Annotated in this window: 13 protein-coding genes and 2 pseudogenes; 8 read left to right on the top strand and 7 right to left on the bottom strand. The window is 58.6% G+C overall.

Annotated features, from left to right (window positions below):
• Nucleotides 1-409, bottom strand: a 409-nt coding sequence (locus AC1DK4_RS31825; RefSeq protein ID WP_441643572.1) for a GntR family transcriptional regulator, incomplete at its 3' end; no start/stop codon positions are given.
• Between the two features lie 33 nt (nucleotides 410-442).
• Complete coding sequence (locus tag AC1DK4_RS31830; protein WP_441622589.1) at nucleotides 443-2,059, bottom strand: HAL/PAL/TAL family ammonia-lyase; 1,617 nt, start codon at nucleotides 2,057-2,059, stop codon at nucleotides 443-445.
• 991 nt (nucleotides 2,060-3,050) lie between these two features.
• Here AC1DK4_RS31830 and AC1DK4_RS31835 point away from each other — a divergent pair.
• Nucleotides 3,051-3,638, top strand: coding sequence for a TetR/AcrR family transcriptional regulator (locus AC1DK4_RS31835; protein ID WP_441622591.1), 588 nt, complete (start codon nucleotides 3,051-3,053; stop codon nucleotides 3,636-3,638).
• A gap of 31 nt (nucleotides 3,639-3,669) precedes the next feature.
• Here the strand turns inward: AC1DK4_RS31835 and AC1DK4_RS31840 are convergent, their stop codons facing one another.
• Nucleotides 3,670-4,002 (bottom strand): hypothetical protein, encoded by a 333-nt coding sequence (locus tag AC1DK4_RS31840; RefSeq protein ID WP_441622593.1) that lies wholly within the window; start codon nucleotides 4,000-4,002, stop codon nucleotides 3,670-3,672.
• An 846-nt stretch (nucleotides 4,003-4,848) separates the two neighbouring features.
• Between AC1DK4_RS31840 and AC1DK4_RS31845 the strand changes: the two genes are divergently transcribed.
• Complete coding sequence (locus tag AC1DK4_RS31845; RefSeq protein ID WP_441622595.1) at nucleotides 4,849-6,225, top strand: pyridoxal phosphate-dependent decarboxylase family protein; 1,377 nt, start codon at nucleotides 4,849-4,851, stop codon at nucleotides 6,223-6,225.
• A gap of 137 nt (nucleotides 6,226-6,362) precedes the next feature.
• Nucleotides 6,363-6,517 (top strand): annotated as a pseudogene (locus tag AC1DK4_RS31850) (IS256 family transposase); the annotation flags it as partial.
• 106 nt (nucleotides 6,518-6,623) lie between these two features.
• Here AC1DK4_RS31850 and AC1DK4_RS31855 read toward each other — a convergent pair.
• From AC1DK4_RS31855 to AC1DK4_RS31870, 4 genes and pseudogenes are all read right to left on the bottom strand, one after another.
• Nucleotides 6,624-8,294: an MFS transporter gene (locus AC1DK4_RS31855; protein ID WP_441622597.1), complete on the bottom strand. Its 1,671-nt coding sequence runs from the start codon at nucleotides 8,292-8,294 to the stop codon at nucleotides 6,624-6,626.
• A 118-nt stretch (nucleotides 8,295-8,412) separates the two neighbouring features.
• Nucleotides 8,413-8,603, bottom strand: a pseudogene (locus tag AC1DK4_RS31860) (FAD-binding protein); the annotation flags it as partial.
• Nucleotides 8,604-8,746: 143 nt separating this feature from the next.
• Nucleotides 8,747-9,943: an acetyl-CoA C-acetyltransferase gene (locus AC1DK4_RS31865; RefSeq protein ID WP_441622599.1), complete on the bottom strand. Its 1,197-nt coding sequence runs from the start codon at nucleotides 9,941-9,943 to the stop codon at nucleotides 8,747-8,749.
• Entirely contained in the window at nucleotides 9,940-11,226 is a 1,287-nt protein-coding gene (locus tag AC1DK4_RS31870) for an acetyl-CoA hydrolase/transferase family protein (RefSeq protein WP_441622601.1), read from the bottom strand. Before AC1DK4_RS31870 ends, AC1DK4_RS31865 begins: the two co-directional genes overlap by 4 nt.
• An 830-nt stretch (nucleotides 11,227-12,056) precedes the next feature.
• Between AC1DK4_RS31870 and AC1DK4_RS31875 the strand changes: the two genes are divergently transcribed.
• The 5 genes from AC1DK4_RS31875 to AC1DK4_RS31895 all read left to right on the top strand — a co-directional run bounded on the left by AC1DK4_RS31875 (nucleotide 12,057) and on the right by AC1DK4_RS31895 (nucleotide 18,902).
• Nucleotides 12,057-14,000 carry an AMP-binding protein gene (locus AC1DK4_RS31875; protein WP_441622603.1) on the top strand — a complete coding sequence of 648 codons (1,944 nt, stop codon included), beginning with the start codon at nucleotides 12,057-12,059 and terminating at the stop codon, nucleotides 13,998-14,000.
• Nucleotides 14,001-14,058: 58 nt separating this feature from the next.
• A complete protein-coding gene (locus tag AC1DK4_RS31880; RefSeq protein ID WP_441622605.1) occupies nucleotides 14,059-14,844 on the top strand; it encodes an SDR family oxidoreductase in 786 nt (261 codons plus the stop codon).
• 59 nt (nucleotides 14,845-14,903) lie between these two features.
• Nucleotides 14,904-15,734 (top strand): enoyl-CoA hydratase/isomerase family protein, encoded by an 831-nt coding sequence (locus tag AC1DK4_RS31885; protein ID WP_441622607.1) that lies wholly within the window; start codon nucleotides 14,904-14,906, stop codon nucleotides 15,732-15,734.
• A 21-nt stretch (nucleotides 15,735-15,755) separates the two neighbouring features.
• Nucleotides 15,756-16,943: a CaiB/BaiF CoA transferase family protein gene (locus AC1DK4_RS31890; RefSeq protein WP_441622609.1), complete on the top strand. Its 1,188-nt coding sequence runs from the start codon at nucleotides 15,756-15,758 to the stop codon at nucleotides 16,941-16,943.
• 555 nt (nucleotides 16,944-17,498) lie between these two features.
• Nucleotides 17,499-18,902 carry an amidohydrolase family protein gene (locus AC1DK4_RS31895; protein ID WP_441622611.1) on the top strand — a complete coding sequence of 468 codons (1,404 nt, stop codon included), beginning with the start codon at nucleotides 17,499-17,501 and terminating at the stop codon, nucleotides 18,900-18,902.
• Nucleotides 18,903-18,956: the final 54 nt, after the last annotated feature.

The raw sequence follows: 18,956 nt of genomic DNA on the forward strand, positions 1-18,956 counted from the left end.
TCAATGCTCCGTGAAAAGCGCGGTTACAGCTTTCCCATTCCTCGATATCCGAGGCATGGTTGCCGCGTTCGATTGCTGTGGCTGCGTCAGCGATATCACTGTCCCTGATAAGCGGTACTGCTACCCGCAGCGCCAAGGTTTCCAATGCTGCTCGCATCCTTGTGATTTCCACGATGGATGTTTCGTCGAGATGCGCAACTCTGACGCCCTTGCGGGGTTCGCTGAGCACGAGTCCCTGCGATTCGAGTCGACGAAATGCTTCACGCACTGGTACATGACTGATGGCGAACTCGTGTGCGATCGTGTCTTGGCGTAACCACTCTCCTGGCATCAATTCACCCTTGACGATGCGATCGGCCACTATCTTTGCAATCCGCTCCTGCAATGTCAGATCTGTTGAAGCATCCATCTGAAGCTMGCACTGAGGTTAATTAAGGTGTCATTAAAATAGAAGGTCGCAAACGGACTCGACAGCATTTCTAAACGTGCCATCGATCACCATCGCTTTTATTGCCTCCAAATCGTCATACACCCATCTGTCGTCTTCGAGTGTCGCTGGAACTTTCTCCCGAAGAGCCTGAAGCGCTACCGCGGTACCAATTCCAAGTGGATATTCATTAAGACGGGGCTCAGACAGGTCTAACGCCTGTGCGGCGATCAGCAGCTCGGCCGCGACAATCGCCTGCGTATTTTGAATTACCGTCCGAGTCCGACGGGCGGCAAAGCAAGAATTGCTCACATGATCTTCGGTGTTTCCCTTTGCTGGCAAACTAATTGTGCTGGCGGGGCTGCATAGTCCTACATTTTCGAGAGTAAGACCCGTACCCATGCTTTGCACAACTGAGAAGCCAGTGTTTATTCCGGCCCGCTGAGCGATCAAGTTAGTAGGTAGGCCAAAATTGCAAGCGGGGTCGATGAGGCGGGCACTCCGCCTGTCACAAATAGCGCCTACATCAGTTACTGCCAAGGCAAGAAGATCCATTGCTTGCGCAATATATTGGCCATGGAAATGGCCACCCGAAACTACATCGTATCCTCCCTTTAGGTCGGAAAATATCAACGGATTGTCCGTTGCACTGTTCATTTCCGCTTTGAGAATGGTATCGATGTAATCGAGTGCGTCTAGCGCAGGTCCATAGACCTGCGGCGCACAGCGTAAGGAATATGCGTCTTGAATGCGGGGTTCAATCACAGCTTCCTGGGAGGCCTGGAGCTGAACTTGTCGGGCCGCTTCTGTGCACCGACCGCTGCCCGAAACGACATTGCGTATCGCGGCGGCGACGCGCCGTTGACCACGATGTGGTCGAGCCAGCATGACGCGGTCTTCGAAGCAGGACAGTTCTCCGCGCAATGCCTCAAGTGTCATGCCTAGCGAGATAGTGGCGTCGGTCAATAGTGACCGTGCGTCGTGTGCGGCCAAGACTGCATAGGCTAGGGAAGCTGTGGATCCATTGATGAGAGCCGTTGCGTCCTTTGCGTGCACATCCATGGTCGGTGCCAACCCCGCACGTTCGAAAGCGATTGAGGCTGGGATAACGTCGCCTTGGAACTCGACCTTGCTCTCAGCCATGCCCATGAGCGCGGCACTCATGATGGCGAGCGGCGCGAGATCCCCACTCGCTCCTACGCTTCCTTTGGCCGCGATGACGGGGATGATGTCGTGATTCAGCATCGCGAGCAGCCTATCAACAATCGTCTCTCTAACACCTGAGTGATTACTGGCGAAGGCGTTGGCCCTCATGGCCATCATGGCCCGTACGACTTCGGATGGCATGCGCTCCCCAGTGCTTGCAGAGTGAGAGCGCACAAGATTCCTCTGAAATTCCGAGATCTCTTCGCTTCCAATACGTCGATTTTTGAGACTTCCAACGCCAGTATTGAACGCGTACATCAGGGGAGCGAAATCGTTGAGCCAATTCTCCTCAATGTGAGCGCGTGTCGTGCGAAGTGCTCGCCGGGCGTGCGCGGACAACTCAACTCGGGCATGGTTGCGTGCGATTTCGATCACTTCGTCGGGAGTGAGAGTGGCGCCGTCGAGGGTAACGGTCACTTGGGTCATGGGCTGCTCCGTATTTGATAGATAATAGATAATAGATAATAACTCATCAGAACCGAGTGTCAAGAGATGCATGGGGCACATGCACGCGAGTTGCCGCTTGGTGGGAGGAGCTGCTAGCGGTCTTGAGTGATGTACGCCTCAGGCGTACTGGAACAGGGTGCAGGCAATTGGGGAGGCCATATGCAGCAGCGCGACTAGCTTTGGCGGCGCGTGGGGCGTTTGGATGACTCGCCGGGCTGTGGTGCGCCGTCAAGCGTTCAGTTGGGGGCTACAACCCTGGGGCGGCACGCCTGTCAGGTTGTCGCGTGAAGTAGGAAGGCGCGTCGCTGTGCCTTGATTTGCGCGACAAGCGATGCAAGCGCTTTGCATCAATCTGCTCGATCGCTGCAAGGGAGACGCCCGCCTGTCGACCGAAGACGGGCGCTGCGAGGACGAACTGTTCTTGCAACTGTTCGTCGAGTCCTATCTACTGACGGCCCCTGCGGGTTGCGGCGCTTGCGCCTTGCCGTGGATCGTTTATCCGAATCATCCGACGCGCCGGCGGCTCTTACCCTACTATGGCGCGGCGGCGAGCGTGCCCGCGGCGAACGCGGAAACACTATGCTTGGCCATAGACTTGGTCTCCGCAGGATTGGGGGCTTGCGTGGCGCCTGAGTCCTTGGTGCGCGGCCGTCCGGGTGTCGAGATCCGGCCTATCTGGGCTTCGAAGTGTCGCGACGTGTGGGCCTGTGGTATGCCGTGCAATCGCTCGACAATTCCGTCCTGGCTACACTGGTCGAGCAGCTGCGCACCGATCGATCATCCCGCCAGTTCTGCGTCTGGATGCTTAAGGCCGCCCTAGCGGCCGGGCGACGTTATCCCTGCATTCAATAACTGCGCTCGAAGGATTGACACGAACCCGACCAACTAGTAGATTGGTTGATGTTGTATAGATACCAAGTGCGCGCATGAAACATTGTTCTTGCGTTATGAGTCCCTCCAATGAATAGGCATGAGCGCTGATCTGTCTCCCCGTGCGACCGAAATTGCAGAGCACACTAAGCAACTGCTCGCCGCAGGCGGCTATCACGGGTTCAGCTATGCGGATCTGTCCAAACTGGTGCACATCGGCAAGCCCAGCATTCATCATCATTTTCCGAGCAAAGCGGACTTGGTGTTGACAGTGGTCACGCGACACCGCCAGCAGGCTCGGGAAGGATTGGCGGCTCTCGATCGGAATATTGAGGATCCCTTGGCGCGATTGATGGCCTACGTCAACTATTGGACGGAATGCATCCGCGATGGCACATCGACAATGTGTATTTGCGCCATGCTCGCCGCAGAATTGCCCATGATCCCGCAAGAGATCGTGGATCAGGTTAGAGGTTATTTCGACGACTTGACGACTTGGATAGCGACAGTTCTGGACAGTGGGGTGGCAAGGTCTCAGTTCAAGCTGTGCGACAGCGCGTTTGTCGAGGCTCAGACCTTTATGTCTACGGTACACGGTGCGATGTTGACCGCACGGGCCTTGGGCAACGCGGACTCGTTTCAGGCCATTTCGCGAGTGGCAATTGGTCGCTTGAGCGCGTTGAGTTGAGCATCCCTCATGGAGGCGGGCGCTACGGCGCTCATTTTTTGAGTTGTTTTATCGACCAACTAGTCGGTTGTTTGTTTGGGAAACAATAATTGCCGCCCTGCATTCGTCCAGCCGCCAGCGTTACGGCGATCAGGGCTTTACCTTCAGAAGGAGTCATTGTCCTATGCCTCATCCCATTTCCGCGTTGGGCGCGGGTCACACCATTCTCAGCTTGGCGACCTTCGCTGCGGGTCTCTATAGCTTCGCCCGATACCAAAGAATTGAGAGCACTACCCAGTCCGCCAAGATCTACTTGACCGGAATGGTGGTCTCGGTACTCACATCGTTTGGCTTGTCCAGTACAGGCGGCTTCAATGTTGGCCACGCACTGGGTATCGCGGCACTTATTGCGGTATTGGGCGGCCTATTCGTTCCGCGGATAGGGTTCTTGGGTGGTGCACGGCGATACCTTTCCCAGTTCGCATTCACGTTCAGCTTCTTTCTGTTGTTAGTCCCCGGGATCAATGAGACGCTGACGCGGCTACCGGCTAGTCATCCCATAGCGAGTGGTCCCGAGTCCCCCATCGTACGTGGCGCGCTTGCGGCGTGGCTGGGTATTTTTGTGCTGGGGTCGATACTGCAGTTTTCGTGGCTTCGTTCGTACCGCAGCCGTACATAGCCTGCGAAAACATATTCCAATAGATGGCTAGGCAATATGGCATCGCCAACCTCTGGCCAGAGTTTCGCCAAACTCTGAGCCTAGAACTAGACATTCCACCTAACAGTATTCCTCTCTCCCTCAAGCCGCATCAACGGCGGCCGATGATTTCTAGGAGCAGATTGTGCATGCCGGTCATGAGCAAATACAGAATAATAGGCATTCAGAGAACATGAAAAACATGCTTGATGATGACGAAGCCTTGGAGGGAGTGGAGTCGTGGTTTAACGGGCAAGAGTTGACAATCAAACTAGGCATTCGATACCCAGGGCGAAAAGCTGACGAGTACTTGGAGTCGTGTGCGGGTTGGTTGCTGCGCCTTGTCCGACATGCTCGCGGCGCAAGCATTAAATAGATAGGACGCTGCCGGGTAGCTACTTGTATTTCCCGTATCCTTCTTCAAGCGCTTTTCCAATGTCAGTGCGACGGAACGGTGGTTGAGGCCAGGGGCGCAGAAAACGGCGCCAGAATCAAACGCGCGCGTCTAGTACACCGGAAAGATATGGAGTTTCTATGGAAGACTCGTCGGTATACAGAGTTTTGCAAGCCGCCTGTGAAAGAGCTACATCATATTTGCAGTCAGTAAAAAGTCGGCCGGTAATAGCCTCACCCGAGGCCATACGCCGTCTCGACGAACTTAGGCATGCACTACCGCAAAAAGGCGTTGACTCGATCGAAGTCCTACGGCGCCTCGATGAGATCGGATCTCCTGCGACTGTCGCCACCGTAGGTGGACGTTATTTTGGCCTGGTGATAGGCGGTGCTTTGCCAGCTACCGTTGCGGCGAACTGGCTTGCGACGGCGTGGGACCAGAATGCATGCTTCCGATGGACTTCTCCGATTGCGGCGACTCTAGAAGACGTGTCGTTGCAATGGCTACGCGAATTGTTCGGTATGCCAGAAGGAGTCGCAGGGGCGTTTGTCAGTGGCGCGTCAATGGCCAGCCTTACCGGGCTGGCATCCGCACGCCACGCGCTTCTTTCGCGTTTGGGTTGGGACGTGGAAGCTAAAGGAATTTATGGCGCGCCCGAACTCCGCGTTGTTGTTAGTGAAGAAGTTCATGTGACGGTGTTAAAGGCGCTTTCGTTACTCGGCCTCGGACGCGAACGTGTTATTCGGGTCCCGACTGACCGCCGCGGGCGGCTCAAAGTCGATAGTATGCCGGCGCTCGATAGCCGTACAATTGTCTGCATCCAGGCTGGTAACGTGAACACCGGTGACTTCGATCCGGCGGCGGAAGTCTGTCGTCGTGCAAGAGAGTTCGGTGCCTGGGTCCATGTTGATGGTGCTTTCGGTCTCTGGGCACTTGCGAATCGGGATTTCGGTGCGTTGACAGCCGGCTTGGCTGAGGCAGATTCATGGGCGACGGATGGTCATAAGTGGCTCAATGTTCCTTATGATAGTGGCATCGTCCTTGTTCGAAACGCAGCGGATCTACGGGCAGCAATGTCAGCGAGTGCGGCGTACCTATCAGAGGGCGTCGAGGATGGGCGTGAACCCTCCCACTACACACCGGAATCCTCCAGACGAGCGCGCGGCGTCGAGATATGGGCTGCGTTGCTGCACCTCGGTCGCGACGGCATTTCAGATCTCGTTGGACAATTTTGCAGCCTTGCACGGCAGTTCGCTGACGGTCTTTCGAGCCACGGATACGAAATACTCAATGATGTCGTGCTTAATCAGGTGCTCGTATCCTTTGGATCGCCCGAGGCGACGCGAGCAGTGATCAATGCGCTCCAGGCTGAAGGCGTCTGCTGGTGTGGGGGGACGCTGTGGCAAGGCCGCCCCGCAATGCGCATCAGCGTTGCGAATTGGGCAACTACTGAGGCAGACGTCGAACTCAGCGTTCAAGCCATAGTACGGGCCGTGAAGAGTTCCCTGCCAGGGTGACGGCTTAGGGCAAAGAGGATGGCGCGGCGAGAGGACAGCCTCATTCATAGCAGCCAAAGACACGCTGCACATTGCGCCCGCTTCGCGTCAAATCCAACGTTGTTCTTTCGCCGCATGGGGAGTCTCGCTACCCCTTCGGAAACGTCCCCAGCGATGAGGCGGCGACCAGCTACTGTGGCTGGCCCTGCGCAACATCACCGGGAAGTGGGGCAATTCAACGCATGACTGGAAGGCTGCCATGAACCAGTTTGGGATCCTCTACGAGGAACGGTTCACACATCCACATTGTTGAGATAATGCTGGCTCACCGGACGAAATGATGGTGAGCCTTTAACTGTCCTGCGCACAAAGAAACTGACAGGCCCCGGAATGCGTCGTGCTCAGGTGCCCCAAGTCTCTCAATCCTGGGCGGTGATGTCGATGTCGCGCGTTTCCTTGAAGAAGATCAAAGCCAGTAGCGAAACAATCGTCCAGCAGATCGGATACCAAAGGCCCGAGAAGATGCTGCCGGTCTGCGCTGATATCCCAAAGACGAAGGTCGGTAGCAATCCTCCAACCCAGCCCGTGGCCAGGTTGTACGGGACCGACATCGACGTGTATCGAATTCGCGTCGGGAACATCTCGACAAGCGCCGGACCCACTGTCATCACTGACAGAATCGCGAAGCTAAAGAAGATTACCAACAGCAGAAAGACCATGATGCCGTTGAACGCGGAAGGATCGCTTCTCTCTGGATAGCCTTGATCAATTAAGAGCTTTCGCAGGTCGGTAGACATGCCCGTGCTCCGCACTTTGGCCTCGTCCGCGGAGAGGCCGGCTGCGTCGTACGCCTCGACAATGCCGCTGCCAACCCGAATCATTGTCGCCCCACCGACAGGGGCTTCCGCCAGCGAATAACTGATGCCGGCACTAGACAGTAGCTGTTTTGAGACGTCGCATGGTGACGTAAATTTCCGATTGCCAACCGGATTGAACATCAGTGAGCAGCTGTCCAGATTCGTCTGCAGAGTGACCGGTGCGTTCGCCTGCGCTGAAGCGAGTGCCGGATTGGCGTAATGTGCCAGCCCTTTGTAAGTAGGCATTACAATCGCCGCGGTCACCATGAAGCCGATGAGCAGCGAGTACTTGCGTCCGATGCGATCGCAGATCCATCCCGACAAGGGGAATACAGGTAGGCAGGCAGCCGTCGCCAACAGCACCACGGTATTGACGGTCTTGGGATCGACTTTCAGCGTCTGCGTCAAAAAGTAGGTCGGATACAGGGCCGCCATGTAGTACATCGCAGTCATGCCTGCACAGAGCGCGAAGGCTACGACGATGCGGCGCAAATTCACAGGGTCGAGAAACGCTTCCCTGATGGGCGCCTTAGATAGTTTTCTCGAGGCCTTCAACTTCTCAAATGCGGGCGATTCCTTCATCTTCAGACGAAGGCCGAGCGAAATAGCCAACAGCAAGATCGAACCGACGAACGGTATGCGCCACCCCCACACATCGAAGGCGCTGCCGGAGATCTCCCGGGCACCCAGGATAACGAGGAACGACATCAGTAGGCCAGCGGTAGTCGATGCAGTCGTCCACGACATATTGAGGCCACGCTGGCGCCCAGTAGAGTACTCGGCAACATACGTCAGTGCGCCCGTATATTCACCGCCCGCCGCGAGCCCCTGAAACACGCGCATGCAAATCAACGCAATCGGGGCGGCGATGCCGATCGTTGCATATGTCGGAAGCAACCCTACGCCGACGGTCGCTAGGCCCATCATGCTTATCGTCACGACGAATGTGCGCTTGCGCCCGATCCTGTCGCCAATTCGGCCAAAGATAAGTGCGCCCAAAGGTCGCATCATGAAGCCGATTGCAAACGTCAGCAATGCAAAAATGAAAGCTGTATTGGCGTCGACGCCCGAGAAGAACTTCTGGGCCAGCACGGACGCCAAGGAGCCATATAGCGCGAACTCATACCATTCAAAGGCCGTCCCGATCGAAGCCGACCAGATCGCGCGTGCCATCGGGGCCGGCTCGGAACCTGTCCGCTCGAGGCTACCCTCCATACCTGCGGAATTGCTCATGTTTGTTTGTCTCCAAAATCTAGGGTGGGCTAGGGCGCTTTTTTCTGCGCCGTAAATACAACTTGAATGGAACCTCAGGGCCCGTCCGCGACGCGCGGCGTGTGCTATGCACCAAATTTCACAGGCGCACCATTAGGTCGGGGACGACCTCGAACAGATCCGTGCAGAGGCCATAGTCGGCCACGGAGAAGATGGGCGCATCGGGACCTTGTTGATCGCGACGAACGCCTTGGCGCCCCTCATGCCTGCCAGGTGCTGGATCGCGCCGGAGATGCCAACTGCCACGTAAAGCTGCGCTTCGACGAATTTGCGCCATCTTGACGTTGGCGAGGTCGATGCCCACGCCGTCCGCCATCACGCGGACCTTTACATCAGAGTCGACCACCGGCTTGATTGGGACATGTATTTTCAAAATCTCACTCCTCTGTTCACACCTCGAGAGGCACGCGTCTCTACACGGCCTCGAAGATTGCTGCCATGCCCTGCCCACCGCCGATACACATTGATTCCAAGCCGTAACGTGCTCCGCGGCGGCGCAGCTCATGCAGCAACGTAGCCAGCATGCGCACCCCAGTCGCGGCAATAGGGTGGCCGAGCGAAATGCCGGAGCCATTGACGTTCAACCGCTCTTGATCGTTCCATTTCCACCCCTTGAGGACCGCGAGCACCTGAACGGCGAACGCCTCGTTGAGTTCGACAAGATCGATCCGATCAAACGAGAATCCGGTGCGCGCAAACAGGCGTTGAACTGCAGGCACGGGACCAATGCCCATTTGCGAAGGCTCGCACCCTGCCGCAGCCCAGCCGACCAGGTACCCCATCGGCGACAGTTCAAGTTCGTCGAGCTTGTCCTCGGCGACGATGAGACACGCGGCTGAGGCATCGTTCTGCTGGCTCGCGTTTCCGGCCGTCACAGTTCCACCGTTGCTGATCGGGCGCAGCTTGGAAAGCGACTCCACAGTGGTCCCGGGCCTGATACCTTCGTCACGCGCAAACAGCAGCTCGTCACCCTTCTTTTGCGGGATTGAGACCGGTACGACCTCATCGTCGAACCGCCCACTCTCCCAGGCGTCCGCCGCACGCGCGTGGCTCCGGGCGGCGAACCCATCGGCTTCTTCCCGGGAAATGCCGTACTCGCGCGCGAGGTTCTCGGCTGTTTCTAGCATTCCGGAGATGTAGCCGAAGCGCTCCTCAGGCTGCGAACGCTCTCGTCCACGTTCGAGCCGGTCGAGCAGGCGCGCCGAACCGGAGCGTTTGCCCCAGCGCATGTCGGTCGAGTAGTACTCGATATTGCTCATGCTCTCGACTCCACCTGCGAGAACGACATCGGCGGCTCCACTCTGAACCATCATCGCGGCAGTAACGATGGACTGCAGGCCGCCTCCACAGCGTCGGTCGAGTTGCATGCCCGGCACCGCGATCGGCAGCCCGGCGTGCAATGCGGCCCAGCGGCCGATGCAAGGCGTTTCGCTGTTGGCATACGATTGCGCAAACACCACGTCGTCAATGCGCGCCGGATCAATGCCAGAGCGCGCTAGTACCGCCTGGATGACGGTACTCGTCAGCGCTTCAACCGGAACCCCGCGCAAACTGCCGCCGAATGTGCCGACGGGGGTGCGCACGGGTGCCACAATGGCAGCTCGTCTCATGAAATCTCCTTGAATGTGGGTTTCCGCGCGCCCGGCACTGTGGCGCGCGCAAGTTCGTCGCGATCCTCCGGATGCGCGATCGCGATCATCGCGTCGATACGTTGTGCAAGAGTGAGCGCACGTAGGTCAGCGACGCCGTACTCGGTCACGATGATTGCGGCGTCGCTGCGCGGCGTGCTAACCGGTCCCGCAATCCTGGGTACGATCCGGGCATGCCGGCCAGCACGCGACGGCAGTACCACGATCGGCAGGCCGCCACGCGAACGCCGCGCCCCACGCAGGAAGTCCATGGCGCCGCCGACGGCGCCGAGATACCGTCCGCCCGCGACTTCCGCGTTGACCTGTCCGCTTATGTCGACTTCGATGGCCGCATTGATCGCCACAAACCGGTCAATCGATTCGAGCACGCGAATGTCGTGCGTATAGCTCGTGGCGCGGAACTGGATAGCGCGATTGCGGTGCGCAAACCGATGAATGTCCGCTGAGCCCATGATCGTGCCGGCAATTGTTACGCCGAAGTCGATCGTTTTGCGGGCGTTGGTGACCACGCCCCGGCGCATTAGCTCCGCGACAGTGTCGCCGATCGCGCCGCTGTGAATCCCGATATCGCGATGACCGGACAGGGCTGCCAGCACGGTTTCCGGCAAGGCGCCGATGCCACATTGCACGGTGGCGCCATCATCGACGAGCCCTTGCACATGCGACGCGATCGCCAGCTCGACGTCCCCGGCTCGGCTTGCCGGCGCATCGGGCAACGCCCGCGACGACTCAACGAGCAGATCGAAGTCCGTCTTGACCAACCTCCGTGGACCGTAGGTCCATGGCGCCTGCTGATTGACCTCCGCAATCACCACGCGCGCCGAATCGATAAGGGGCACCAGATACTCGTGACTCGCGGACAGGCTGAAGCAGCCGTCAGCATCCGGGGGCGCGACCTGCAACAGCAGCACGTCCACCTTTGACGGACCTTCAGTCAGCACTTTCTCCAATGATGAATAATGAGCCGGCAAGATGTCGAGAACCCCGGCTTCGGCGAGTTGCCGATTCTGAGCTGTACCGCAGTATGAGCGGAAGTCCACCACATCCTCGAACGCTGGCTGCAGCGTGTCGCTCCAACTGGCGCCGATGAACACAGTGAAACGCCCACCTACTGCGTGGCGTTGTGCCATGAGCAGGCGCGTGAGCGTCACGGGCTCCGCAGAGCACTGCCCCCAGGCGACGGTGTCGCCTGGGCGGACCCAGCCTGCCAAGTCCAGGCTCGCGATGTCGCCAACGATCGTCATGATAGCTTTGTAGGCTTAAGGGCAAGTAACGATTGGGTCATGCGAAAGTCTCCTGCTAGTGGGGCTGGACCTCGTCGACCTCGCGGAGAAGGGCGTTGCGAAGCACTAATGCAATGATCGCGAGGCACAGGGGGGTGATCTGTCTTTTCCCACAATGGACGTCCGTCGATACCTCCGTCAATGCAAAGTCAAGAACCATTCCGTACTTCGAAAAACCGCTGTGTATGGCGTGGCCCCGACACGAGGTCCCTGGCAATGCAGAGCGGCTAGCCCAGCTCAATCCAGAGTTTTCAAAGTACGGAACGCAATGTGGGAGAACATTGACTTGCCATCAGGCGTCGCGCACGATGAAAAACAGAAACCGCCCGTGAATGACTTTTGGTCTGAAAGACGCGCCGGGTCGACACGTGGCGCCGCCACGTTCGGAGACATGCAATGAGAAATGTTTACAAGGATCCTGCACTACGAGATACGCCCAGTCAGATGCGCATCGGCAACGTAGTCAAATCCTGTCCCCTATCGAGGCGTCGAGACGTATGTGGGCCCGGGCAAATTCCAATTCCTTCCGCCCCGCGTTTTGGTGACAAGGTGACCCGGTGCGGCGGTCTCGTCGAGAGCGAGTCAAAGACGGCTAGTAGCCACGAAGTCGTATGCGTGACCGTCTGCGGCAACGCCAGCGTGGTCCTCGTGGAGTCGGCGATGCGGTGCGGGAAAATCTCAGGAATCAGTCCCTGAGCCGAGGCGTCGGAGACGCCGTTGCCGGCAGGGGTGCATAGCATAGTCGCCCCTTTTCCATTTAATGAATCTTGTGTTCTGTAGGTGTATTTTCGATGAGTGACTATCTAAGGGATGCATGGCAACCGACGGCCGACGATATTGCCTCGTCAAACGTTACTGCGTTGATGCGGCGGCTTGGTCTCGACAGCTACGACGAACTGCTGGCGTTCTCCAATGCTCAGCCAGAGGCTTACTGGGATACCGTGCTGGATTTCTGCGGCGTGGTGTGGGACACCAAGTACGACGCGTATCTGGACTCATCCAATGGTCTTGAATTTCCCAACTGGTTTCCAGGGGGGCGCCTAAACTGGGTCAAGTCGATCTTCAAGTGGGCCGATGACGTCGAGATGGCCCAGCGCCCCGCTGTCGTTGCAGAGCGCGAGGATGGCAGCGTACAGCGCGTAACTTTTTTTGAACTGAGGGAACGTGTGGCGGCGTTTGCCGCAGGCATGGCATTGATTGGCATCGAACGTGGCGATCGGGTCGGGCTGTTGATGGAGAATGGCGTCGAGGCCACGGTCACGATGCTCGCCTTAGCCTGGCACGGTGCCATTGCTGTTCCGTTGTTCAGCGGCTTTGGCGTCGACGCAATCGTGTCCCGTCTTTCATCGTGCGGCACCAGCAAGCTCATCGCGACTACCGGATTCTCCCGCCGGGGGAAATGGGTCGATACGCGTAAGTTAGTTGCCGAAGCACTGACCAGATTGCCCGAGATCCAGACGGTTGTCTGGAAGCATGCCGGCGAAGACATCACCTTCAACGAGACGGTTGTCGCATGGGAGGACATCGCCAGGGCCGCGCCGCCGTCGCCGGAGCCCGCGGGGATGTCGCCAGTCGACCCCTTCATGATAGTGTACACATCGGGCACCACGGGAAAGCCGAAGGGCGCGGTCCATACCCATGGTGGCTTTCCACTGAAGATCGCTCACGACGCCGCCGTTCATTTCGATGTCCGCCGCGGCGACGTCTTTTGCTGGCCCGCTGACATGGGGTGGATCGCTGGCTCTTTGGTCATGTCGAGCGCGCTGCTAAGCGGCGCTACGCTGGTGTGTTACGACGGCGCCCCAGATTTTCCCGATTGGTCGCGCATGTCGCGGCTCATCGAGCGTCACCGCGTGACCCATTTCGGCTCCGCACCGACCCTGATTCGTGGTCTCGCCGCCAATGCAAGGATCGCGACACAAGGTGATGTATCGTCGATTCGTCTGCTGATCACGGCCGGCGAGGGTATCGATCCCGAGCACTTCTCCTGGTTCCAGCACGCGTTCGGACGCGGACATCGGCCTGTGATCAACTACACCGGCGGGACAGAAGTATCCGGGGCATTGCTATCGAGTGTGGTGGTGCGGCCGATCAGTCCGGGCGGATTCAACACCGCCTCGCCGTCGGTCGAGGCCGATGTCGTCGACGCAAGCGGCAACCCTGTTGTCGGCGCGGTGGGCGAACTCGCGATTCGACGGCCCTTCGTGGGCATGACTAGCTCGTTCTGGCAGGACGACGCCCGCTATCTGGAATCCTACTGGCACGCAATTCCCGGCATCTGGGTCCATGGTGATCTCGCCATGAGGCGCGAAGACGGCACTTATTTTCTCCTCGGTCGCTCCGACGACACGATCAAGCTTGCGGGCAAGCGCGTCGGCCCCGCGGAAATCGAGGAAGTACTTCTTGAGCTGTCTGCGGTGTCCGAAGCGGCCGCCATCGGCGTCGACGATCCGGTCAAGGGACAGAAGCTCGTCGTATTCCTGATCCCGGCGCCATATTGGGATGGCGACGAGGTCAAATTGCGCCGAGATGTAGCCCAACACGTGGATGAGCGGCTGGGCCGTCCGTTTCGCCCGAGCCAGATGCATCTTGTAACCCAACTGCCCAAAACGAGGAGTTCAAAGATTATGCGGCGCGTCATCCGCAGCATCTACACCGACCAGCCGGCGGGCGATCTGTCATCGCTCGACAATCCGGCTGCAATCGAGGAAATCCGTCTCGCTGCGCAGCATTGACGCGCAATCCGCCTTTTCACGAACCGACTCGGTGTCAAAGCGCCGGGAGGAAGAGAAGATGAACCTGAATCTTAAAGACAAAACCGTCTTGATCACCGGCGCCTCGCAGGGTATTGGCGAAGGTCTGGCATGGGCGTTCGCCCGGGAAGGCTGCCATTTGCGGCTAGTTGCGCGTTCGGGGGAAAAGCTTGCCGCGATCGCAAGCAAGGTCTCCGCGGAACATGATGTCGAGGCGGACATCCTCGCGATCGACATGACGCTGCCCGGCGCTGTGGCCGAAGTCGCGCAGTTCGGCGAGACAACTGACGTCATGGTCAACAACGCAGGCGCCATTCCAGGAGGCAACCTCTGGGATGTCGACGAGGAGCGTTGGCGCGCGGGATGGGAATTGAAAGTATTTGGGTACATCAACCTGACTCGCGCACTGTACCCGGTGATGAAGGCCCGAGGTGGCGGCGTGATATTGAACAACATTGGCAACGGCGGTGAGAACTTCGACTTCAACTACATTGCCGGTACGACCGGGAATGCGGCACTGATGGCGTTTACGCGAGCCCTGGGCGGCCGCAGTCTCGCCGACGATAACATTCGCGTGGTCGGCGTAAACCCTGGGCCGGTTGATACCGATCGCATCAACAAGGTACTAAAAGGGCACGCGCAACGCCTGCTCGGCGACGCGGATCGCTATACCGAACTGCTCGCGAACTATCCACTTGGTCGCGCTGCAACGGTCGACGAAGTCGCGGACCTGTTTGTCTATCTCGCCTCGGAAAAGTCTGCTTACACATCCGGCGCGATTTTCACTGTCGACGGCGGGATTACTTCTCGCCGATCTGTCGGCTAACTTCATCACATCCCGGATCGCCCTCCCTGCATCCAACGGCGATCCTTCAAGGAAATGAAATGTCTGAGAACGGCATCGACTTCAACCCTGTCTACAAAGCCTACACGCGACTCGCCTTCGACCGTCCGGCAGCGGGTGTACTGCGAGTGACACTGAACCGACCCGAGAAGCTCAACGCACTCGATGAGCGCGGGCATGATGAGATCGCGCGCGTCTGGCGCGATATCGATGCCGACGAGACAGTTAGCGCGGTACTGCTTTGCGGCGCCGGACGTTCCTTTTCAGCCGGCGGCGACTTCGACATGGTCGAAACGATGATTAACTCGTTCGAAGTGCGTTCCCGTGTCTGGCGAGAAGCGAAGGATCTTGTTTACAACATCGTCAACTGTTCCAAGCCGATCGTTTCTGCTATCCAGGGCTCCGCGGTGGGGGCGGGGCTCGTTGCCGCCTTGCTCGCCGACATTCCCGTCGCCGCGCGCACAGCCAAACTTGTCGATGGACACACGCGTTTGGGCGTAGCTGCCGGTGATCACGCCGCAATTGTCTGGCCGCTATTGTGCGGTATGGCGAAAGCCAAGTATCACCTGCTGTTGTGCGAGCCGGTTAGTGGGGAAAAAGCCGAACAGATGGGCCTAGTGTCTGTCGCGGTGGACGAGTCGGAGCTCCAGGAGACCGCGCTTTCCATCGCGACTCGCTTGGCCCAGGGGGCGCCGACGGCGATTCGCTGGACGAAATACGCGCTGAACAATTGGCTACGCCAGGCGGGCCCGACGTTCGATGCTTCGCTTGCCCTTGAAATGCTCGGATTCTCCGGGCCCGAGGTCATCGAGGGCGTTGCGGCGTTTCGAGAAAAGCGCGCCCCTGCATTCTCGCAGAAGGTTGCGATCTAACGCCAGGGCAACGGAAATTACATGATGTCTAAGGTACTTGATGGTATTCGCGTCCTCGACTTCGGCCGTTATATCGCTGGCCCCTTCTGTGCAGCACTCCTCGCCGACTTCGGCGCCGATGTGATTCGCATTGACCGTGTCGGCGGTAGCGAAGATCGCTTCGTCATGCCGGTGACCGACACTGGCGAAGGGGCATTTTTCCTGCAGGTCAATCGCAACAAACGATCGCTCACGCTTGACGTCGACAGCCCCGGTGGACGGGGAATCGTGCAGCGTCTGCTAAAAACGGCCGACGTCGTGATCGCGAACATGCCGCCAGATACGCTCGCAAATCTCGGTCTCGACTACACGACCATCAGTGCCGTCAAGCCCGATATCATCCTGACCGCGTCGACGGCATTCGGTACGCACGATGATGCGAGCCACCGCGTCGGCTTCGACGGCATCGGCCAGGCGATGAGCGGGGCGGTCCATATCTCCGGCCAACCGGGCAGTCCCACGAAGGCTATGGTGCCGGTGGTTGATTTTTCTACCGCATTATCGAGTGCGCTTGGTACCGTCATGGCCCTATATGAACGTCGTAGCAGCGGCAAAGGCCAATCGGTAGAYGCGTCCCTGTTGCAGACAGCGCTGAATCTCTCGAGCGGAGTGCTCATCGAGGAGGCCACGCTTCAGATTAACCGCCAGGCCACCGGAAATCGTAGTCCGATCGCCGGCCCGTCCGACATTTTTCGCGTCGCAGACGGCTGGATCATCGTGCAGGTGATTGGCCAATCCCTCTTCAAACGCTGGGCGCGCATGGTTGGCGCACCGGATCTGATGAACGACCCGCGATTCTCGGACGACCTCCTGCGCGGAGAGAATGGCGACGCGTTGAGCAAGATGATGTCGGAATGGTGTGCGTCGCGCACGCGCGAAGCGGCGCTTTCCGAACTCGAGGCTGCCAAGATCCCTGCCGGTCCTGTCTATTCACCGCGCGAGGCGCTCGAGGACCCCTCAATCCGCGCATCCGGTGCGTTCACCTGGATCGAGTACCCGGGGTTGCACGGCCCGGTACCGATCGTTTCGCCTCCAGCCCGCCTTTCCCGCACGCCACCGGCCATCGACACCCGGCCGCCCACGATTGGCGAGCATACCGACGAGGTCCTGCGGGAAATCGGCTACGCGGCGGAGGAGATCGATGCGTTCCGTGCCTCAGGGGTCGTCTGATGCTGACGTAAATCTCCGGCGGCCGGATTGGGCGACGACGTGTATCACAGGCATTAGTCGTCACATTAAAGTTGGGGGCTCGCGAAAGCACGGAGGCCCGCTCGAGGTCCGCGCGGACGGTGGGCGCATGCACGTGGAGCATCAAGCCGAACATGTGTTGCCGGACGTCGTGAATAGGAAGTCACTAGGAGAAACAGCCCAGTACACAAGTTGGCTGCATCCCGTCCAGAGGGCCACATATTCCCTTGCTTAGACGCGGGCGAAACTCAGCTTCACTAATCCGGTGCCATAAATCAACTGCAATGCTCCGCGACACGAAAGACACGGTTCCGCCCCTCTAATGTGAATTTTAATGTACGGAACATCATTCCGCGACAGATTGACCGTTCCGCGCACGGCTCATTAAATGGGGACATGGTTGACCGAAGGCAGAATGCCGGGCCGTTGGTCACCGGGACGAGGCGACAAGTGTCCAATTCTACCAACGCGTGGTTTAGGTGACAACTTTGGTCACGGCGGCCACGGAGTTCCATAACACCAAGAGGAGACATTCGAATGACTGTGAACAAGCAAAAGCGCACGTTGATCCGGGGAGGCAGCATCCTCAGCAACGACAAGGCGATTGGGGAGCTTCGTATAGGCGACGTTTTGATGCAGGGCACGAAAATCGAAGCGGTGGCGCCGCGCATCGAGGCGGACGACGCCGAGGTAGTGGATGCGACCAACATGATCGTCATGCCTGGCCTTGTCGACAGTCATCGCCATACCTGGCAAACATTGCTGCGGGCGGCCGGCACAGATTGGACCCTCGGGCAATACTTCACTGGCATGCGGCTCATCGCCGGCCGGCTTCTCAGTGCCGACGACATGTATCTGTCCAACTACCTTGGTGCGCTCGAAGCGATGAACTCGGGCATCACCACGTTATACGACTGGTGCCACAACAACAATACGCCGGACCACGCCGAGCAGGCCTTCCTCGGTCTTCGCGACGCCGGTATCCGAGGGGTATGGGGCTACGGCAATGCCAATGACGACAACCTGCCCCCCAACATGACGATCACCGACCTGAATGATGTGCGGCGCATGAAGACGCGGTACTTTTCTTCGAGCGACCAGCTTCTGACGATGGCGTTCGCCGCCCGGGGTCCCGAGATCACTACGCTCGAAATCACCGAGCGGGAGTTCCATTTTGTACGCGATCTCGGTCTGAGGATCACCATGCATGTCGGCGTTGGCTCCTGGCACGTCGACCCGATGAAACAACTGCACCGGCGCGGACTGCTGTCGAATGACACGACCTACGTGCATTGCAACATGCTCAGTCGGGACGAGATGCAACTAATTATCGATACGGGTGGCACGACGTCGATCTCTCCGGAGACGGAACTCAACATGGGCCTAGGCGACCTTGCCACGCTACGCCTGCTCGCGCTAGGCCACCGGCCGAGCATTTCGACCGACGAAGCATCGTCCGCGCCAGGTGACATGTTCAGTTCGATGCGTACTGTTCTCACCATGGCCCGCGCTGAAGCTGCGCGCGAAGCCCTAGCGCAGGGCCGGGAACTGGAACCGATCCCGTTGACCAGTCGCGATGTCTTCGAGTTCTCCACTCTTGAAGGGGCCAAGGCCTGCGGGTACGACGGCCTGATTGGCTCACTCACGCCCGGCAAACAAGCGGACGTTGTGCTCATCGACACCAATGCAGTCAACCTGATGCCGCTCAACTACACGTACGGCTCGATCATCGAATCGACCCATGCCGGCAACATCGATAGCGTCTATGTCGCTGGCAAAGCGATGAAGAGAGGGGGCAAGCTGCTCAGTGTAGACCTGGCCTCGCTGCGCAAGAAGGTGGATGCGGCGCGCGACGGGCTGTTCTCGCGTGCGGGAGTGCCTCATGACCAGCATTGGATGCCGAAGCCGTACCTGCGCAAGCAAGTGGTAGACGCCGCCTGACCGTACCGCAGCGGTGCGAAACAATCCGCCGTGCCACACCTCAATGGGGAACGC

This window comes from Cupriavidus sp. 05N38, from assembly GCF_056397345.1.

Excerpts from the sequence above, each read along its gene's own strand:
- AC1DK4_RS31895 (WP_441622611.1), top strand. The coding sequence starts at position 17,499 with ATGACTGTGAACAAGCAAAAGCGCACGTTGATCCGGGGAGGCAGCATC.
- AC1DK4_RS31865 (WP_441622599.1), bottom strand. The coding sequence starts at position 9,943 with ATGAGACGAGCTGCCATTGTGGCACCCGTGCGCACCCCCGTCGGCACA.
- AC1DK4_RS31830 (WP_441622589.1), bottom strand. The coding sequence starts at position 2,059 with ATGACCCAAGTGACCGTTACCCTCGACGGCGCCACTCTCACTCCCGAC.
- AC1DK4_RS31835 (WP_441622591.1), top strand. The coding sequence starts at position 3,051 with ATGAGCGCTGATCTGTCTCCCCGTGCGACCGAAATTGCAGAGCACACT.
- AC1DK4_RS31875 (WP_441622603.1), top strand. The coding sequence starts at position 12,057 with ATGAGTGACTATCTAAGGGATGCATGGCAACCGACGGCCGACGATATT.
- AC1DK4_RS31880 (WP_441622605.1), top strand. The coding sequence starts at position 14,059 with ATGAACCTGAATCTTAAAGACAAAACCGTCTTGATCACCGGCGCCTCG.
- AC1DK4_RS31870 (WP_441622601.1), bottom strand. The coding sequence starts at position 11,226 with ATGACGATCGTTGGCGACATCGCGAGCCTGGACTTGGCAGGCTGGGTC.
- AC1DK4_RS31845 (WP_441622595.1), top strand. The coding sequence starts at position 4,849 with ATGGAAGACTCGTCGGTATACAGAGTTTTGCAAGCCGCCTGTGAAAGA.
- AC1DK4_RS31885 (WP_441622607.1), top strand. The coding sequence starts at position 14,904 with ATGTCTGAGAACGGCATCGACTTCAACCCTGTCTACAAAGCCTACACG.
- AC1DK4_RS31855 (WP_441622597.1), bottom strand. The coding sequence starts at position 8,294 with ATGAGCAATTCCGCAGGTATGGAGGGTAGCCTCGAGCGGACAGGTTCC.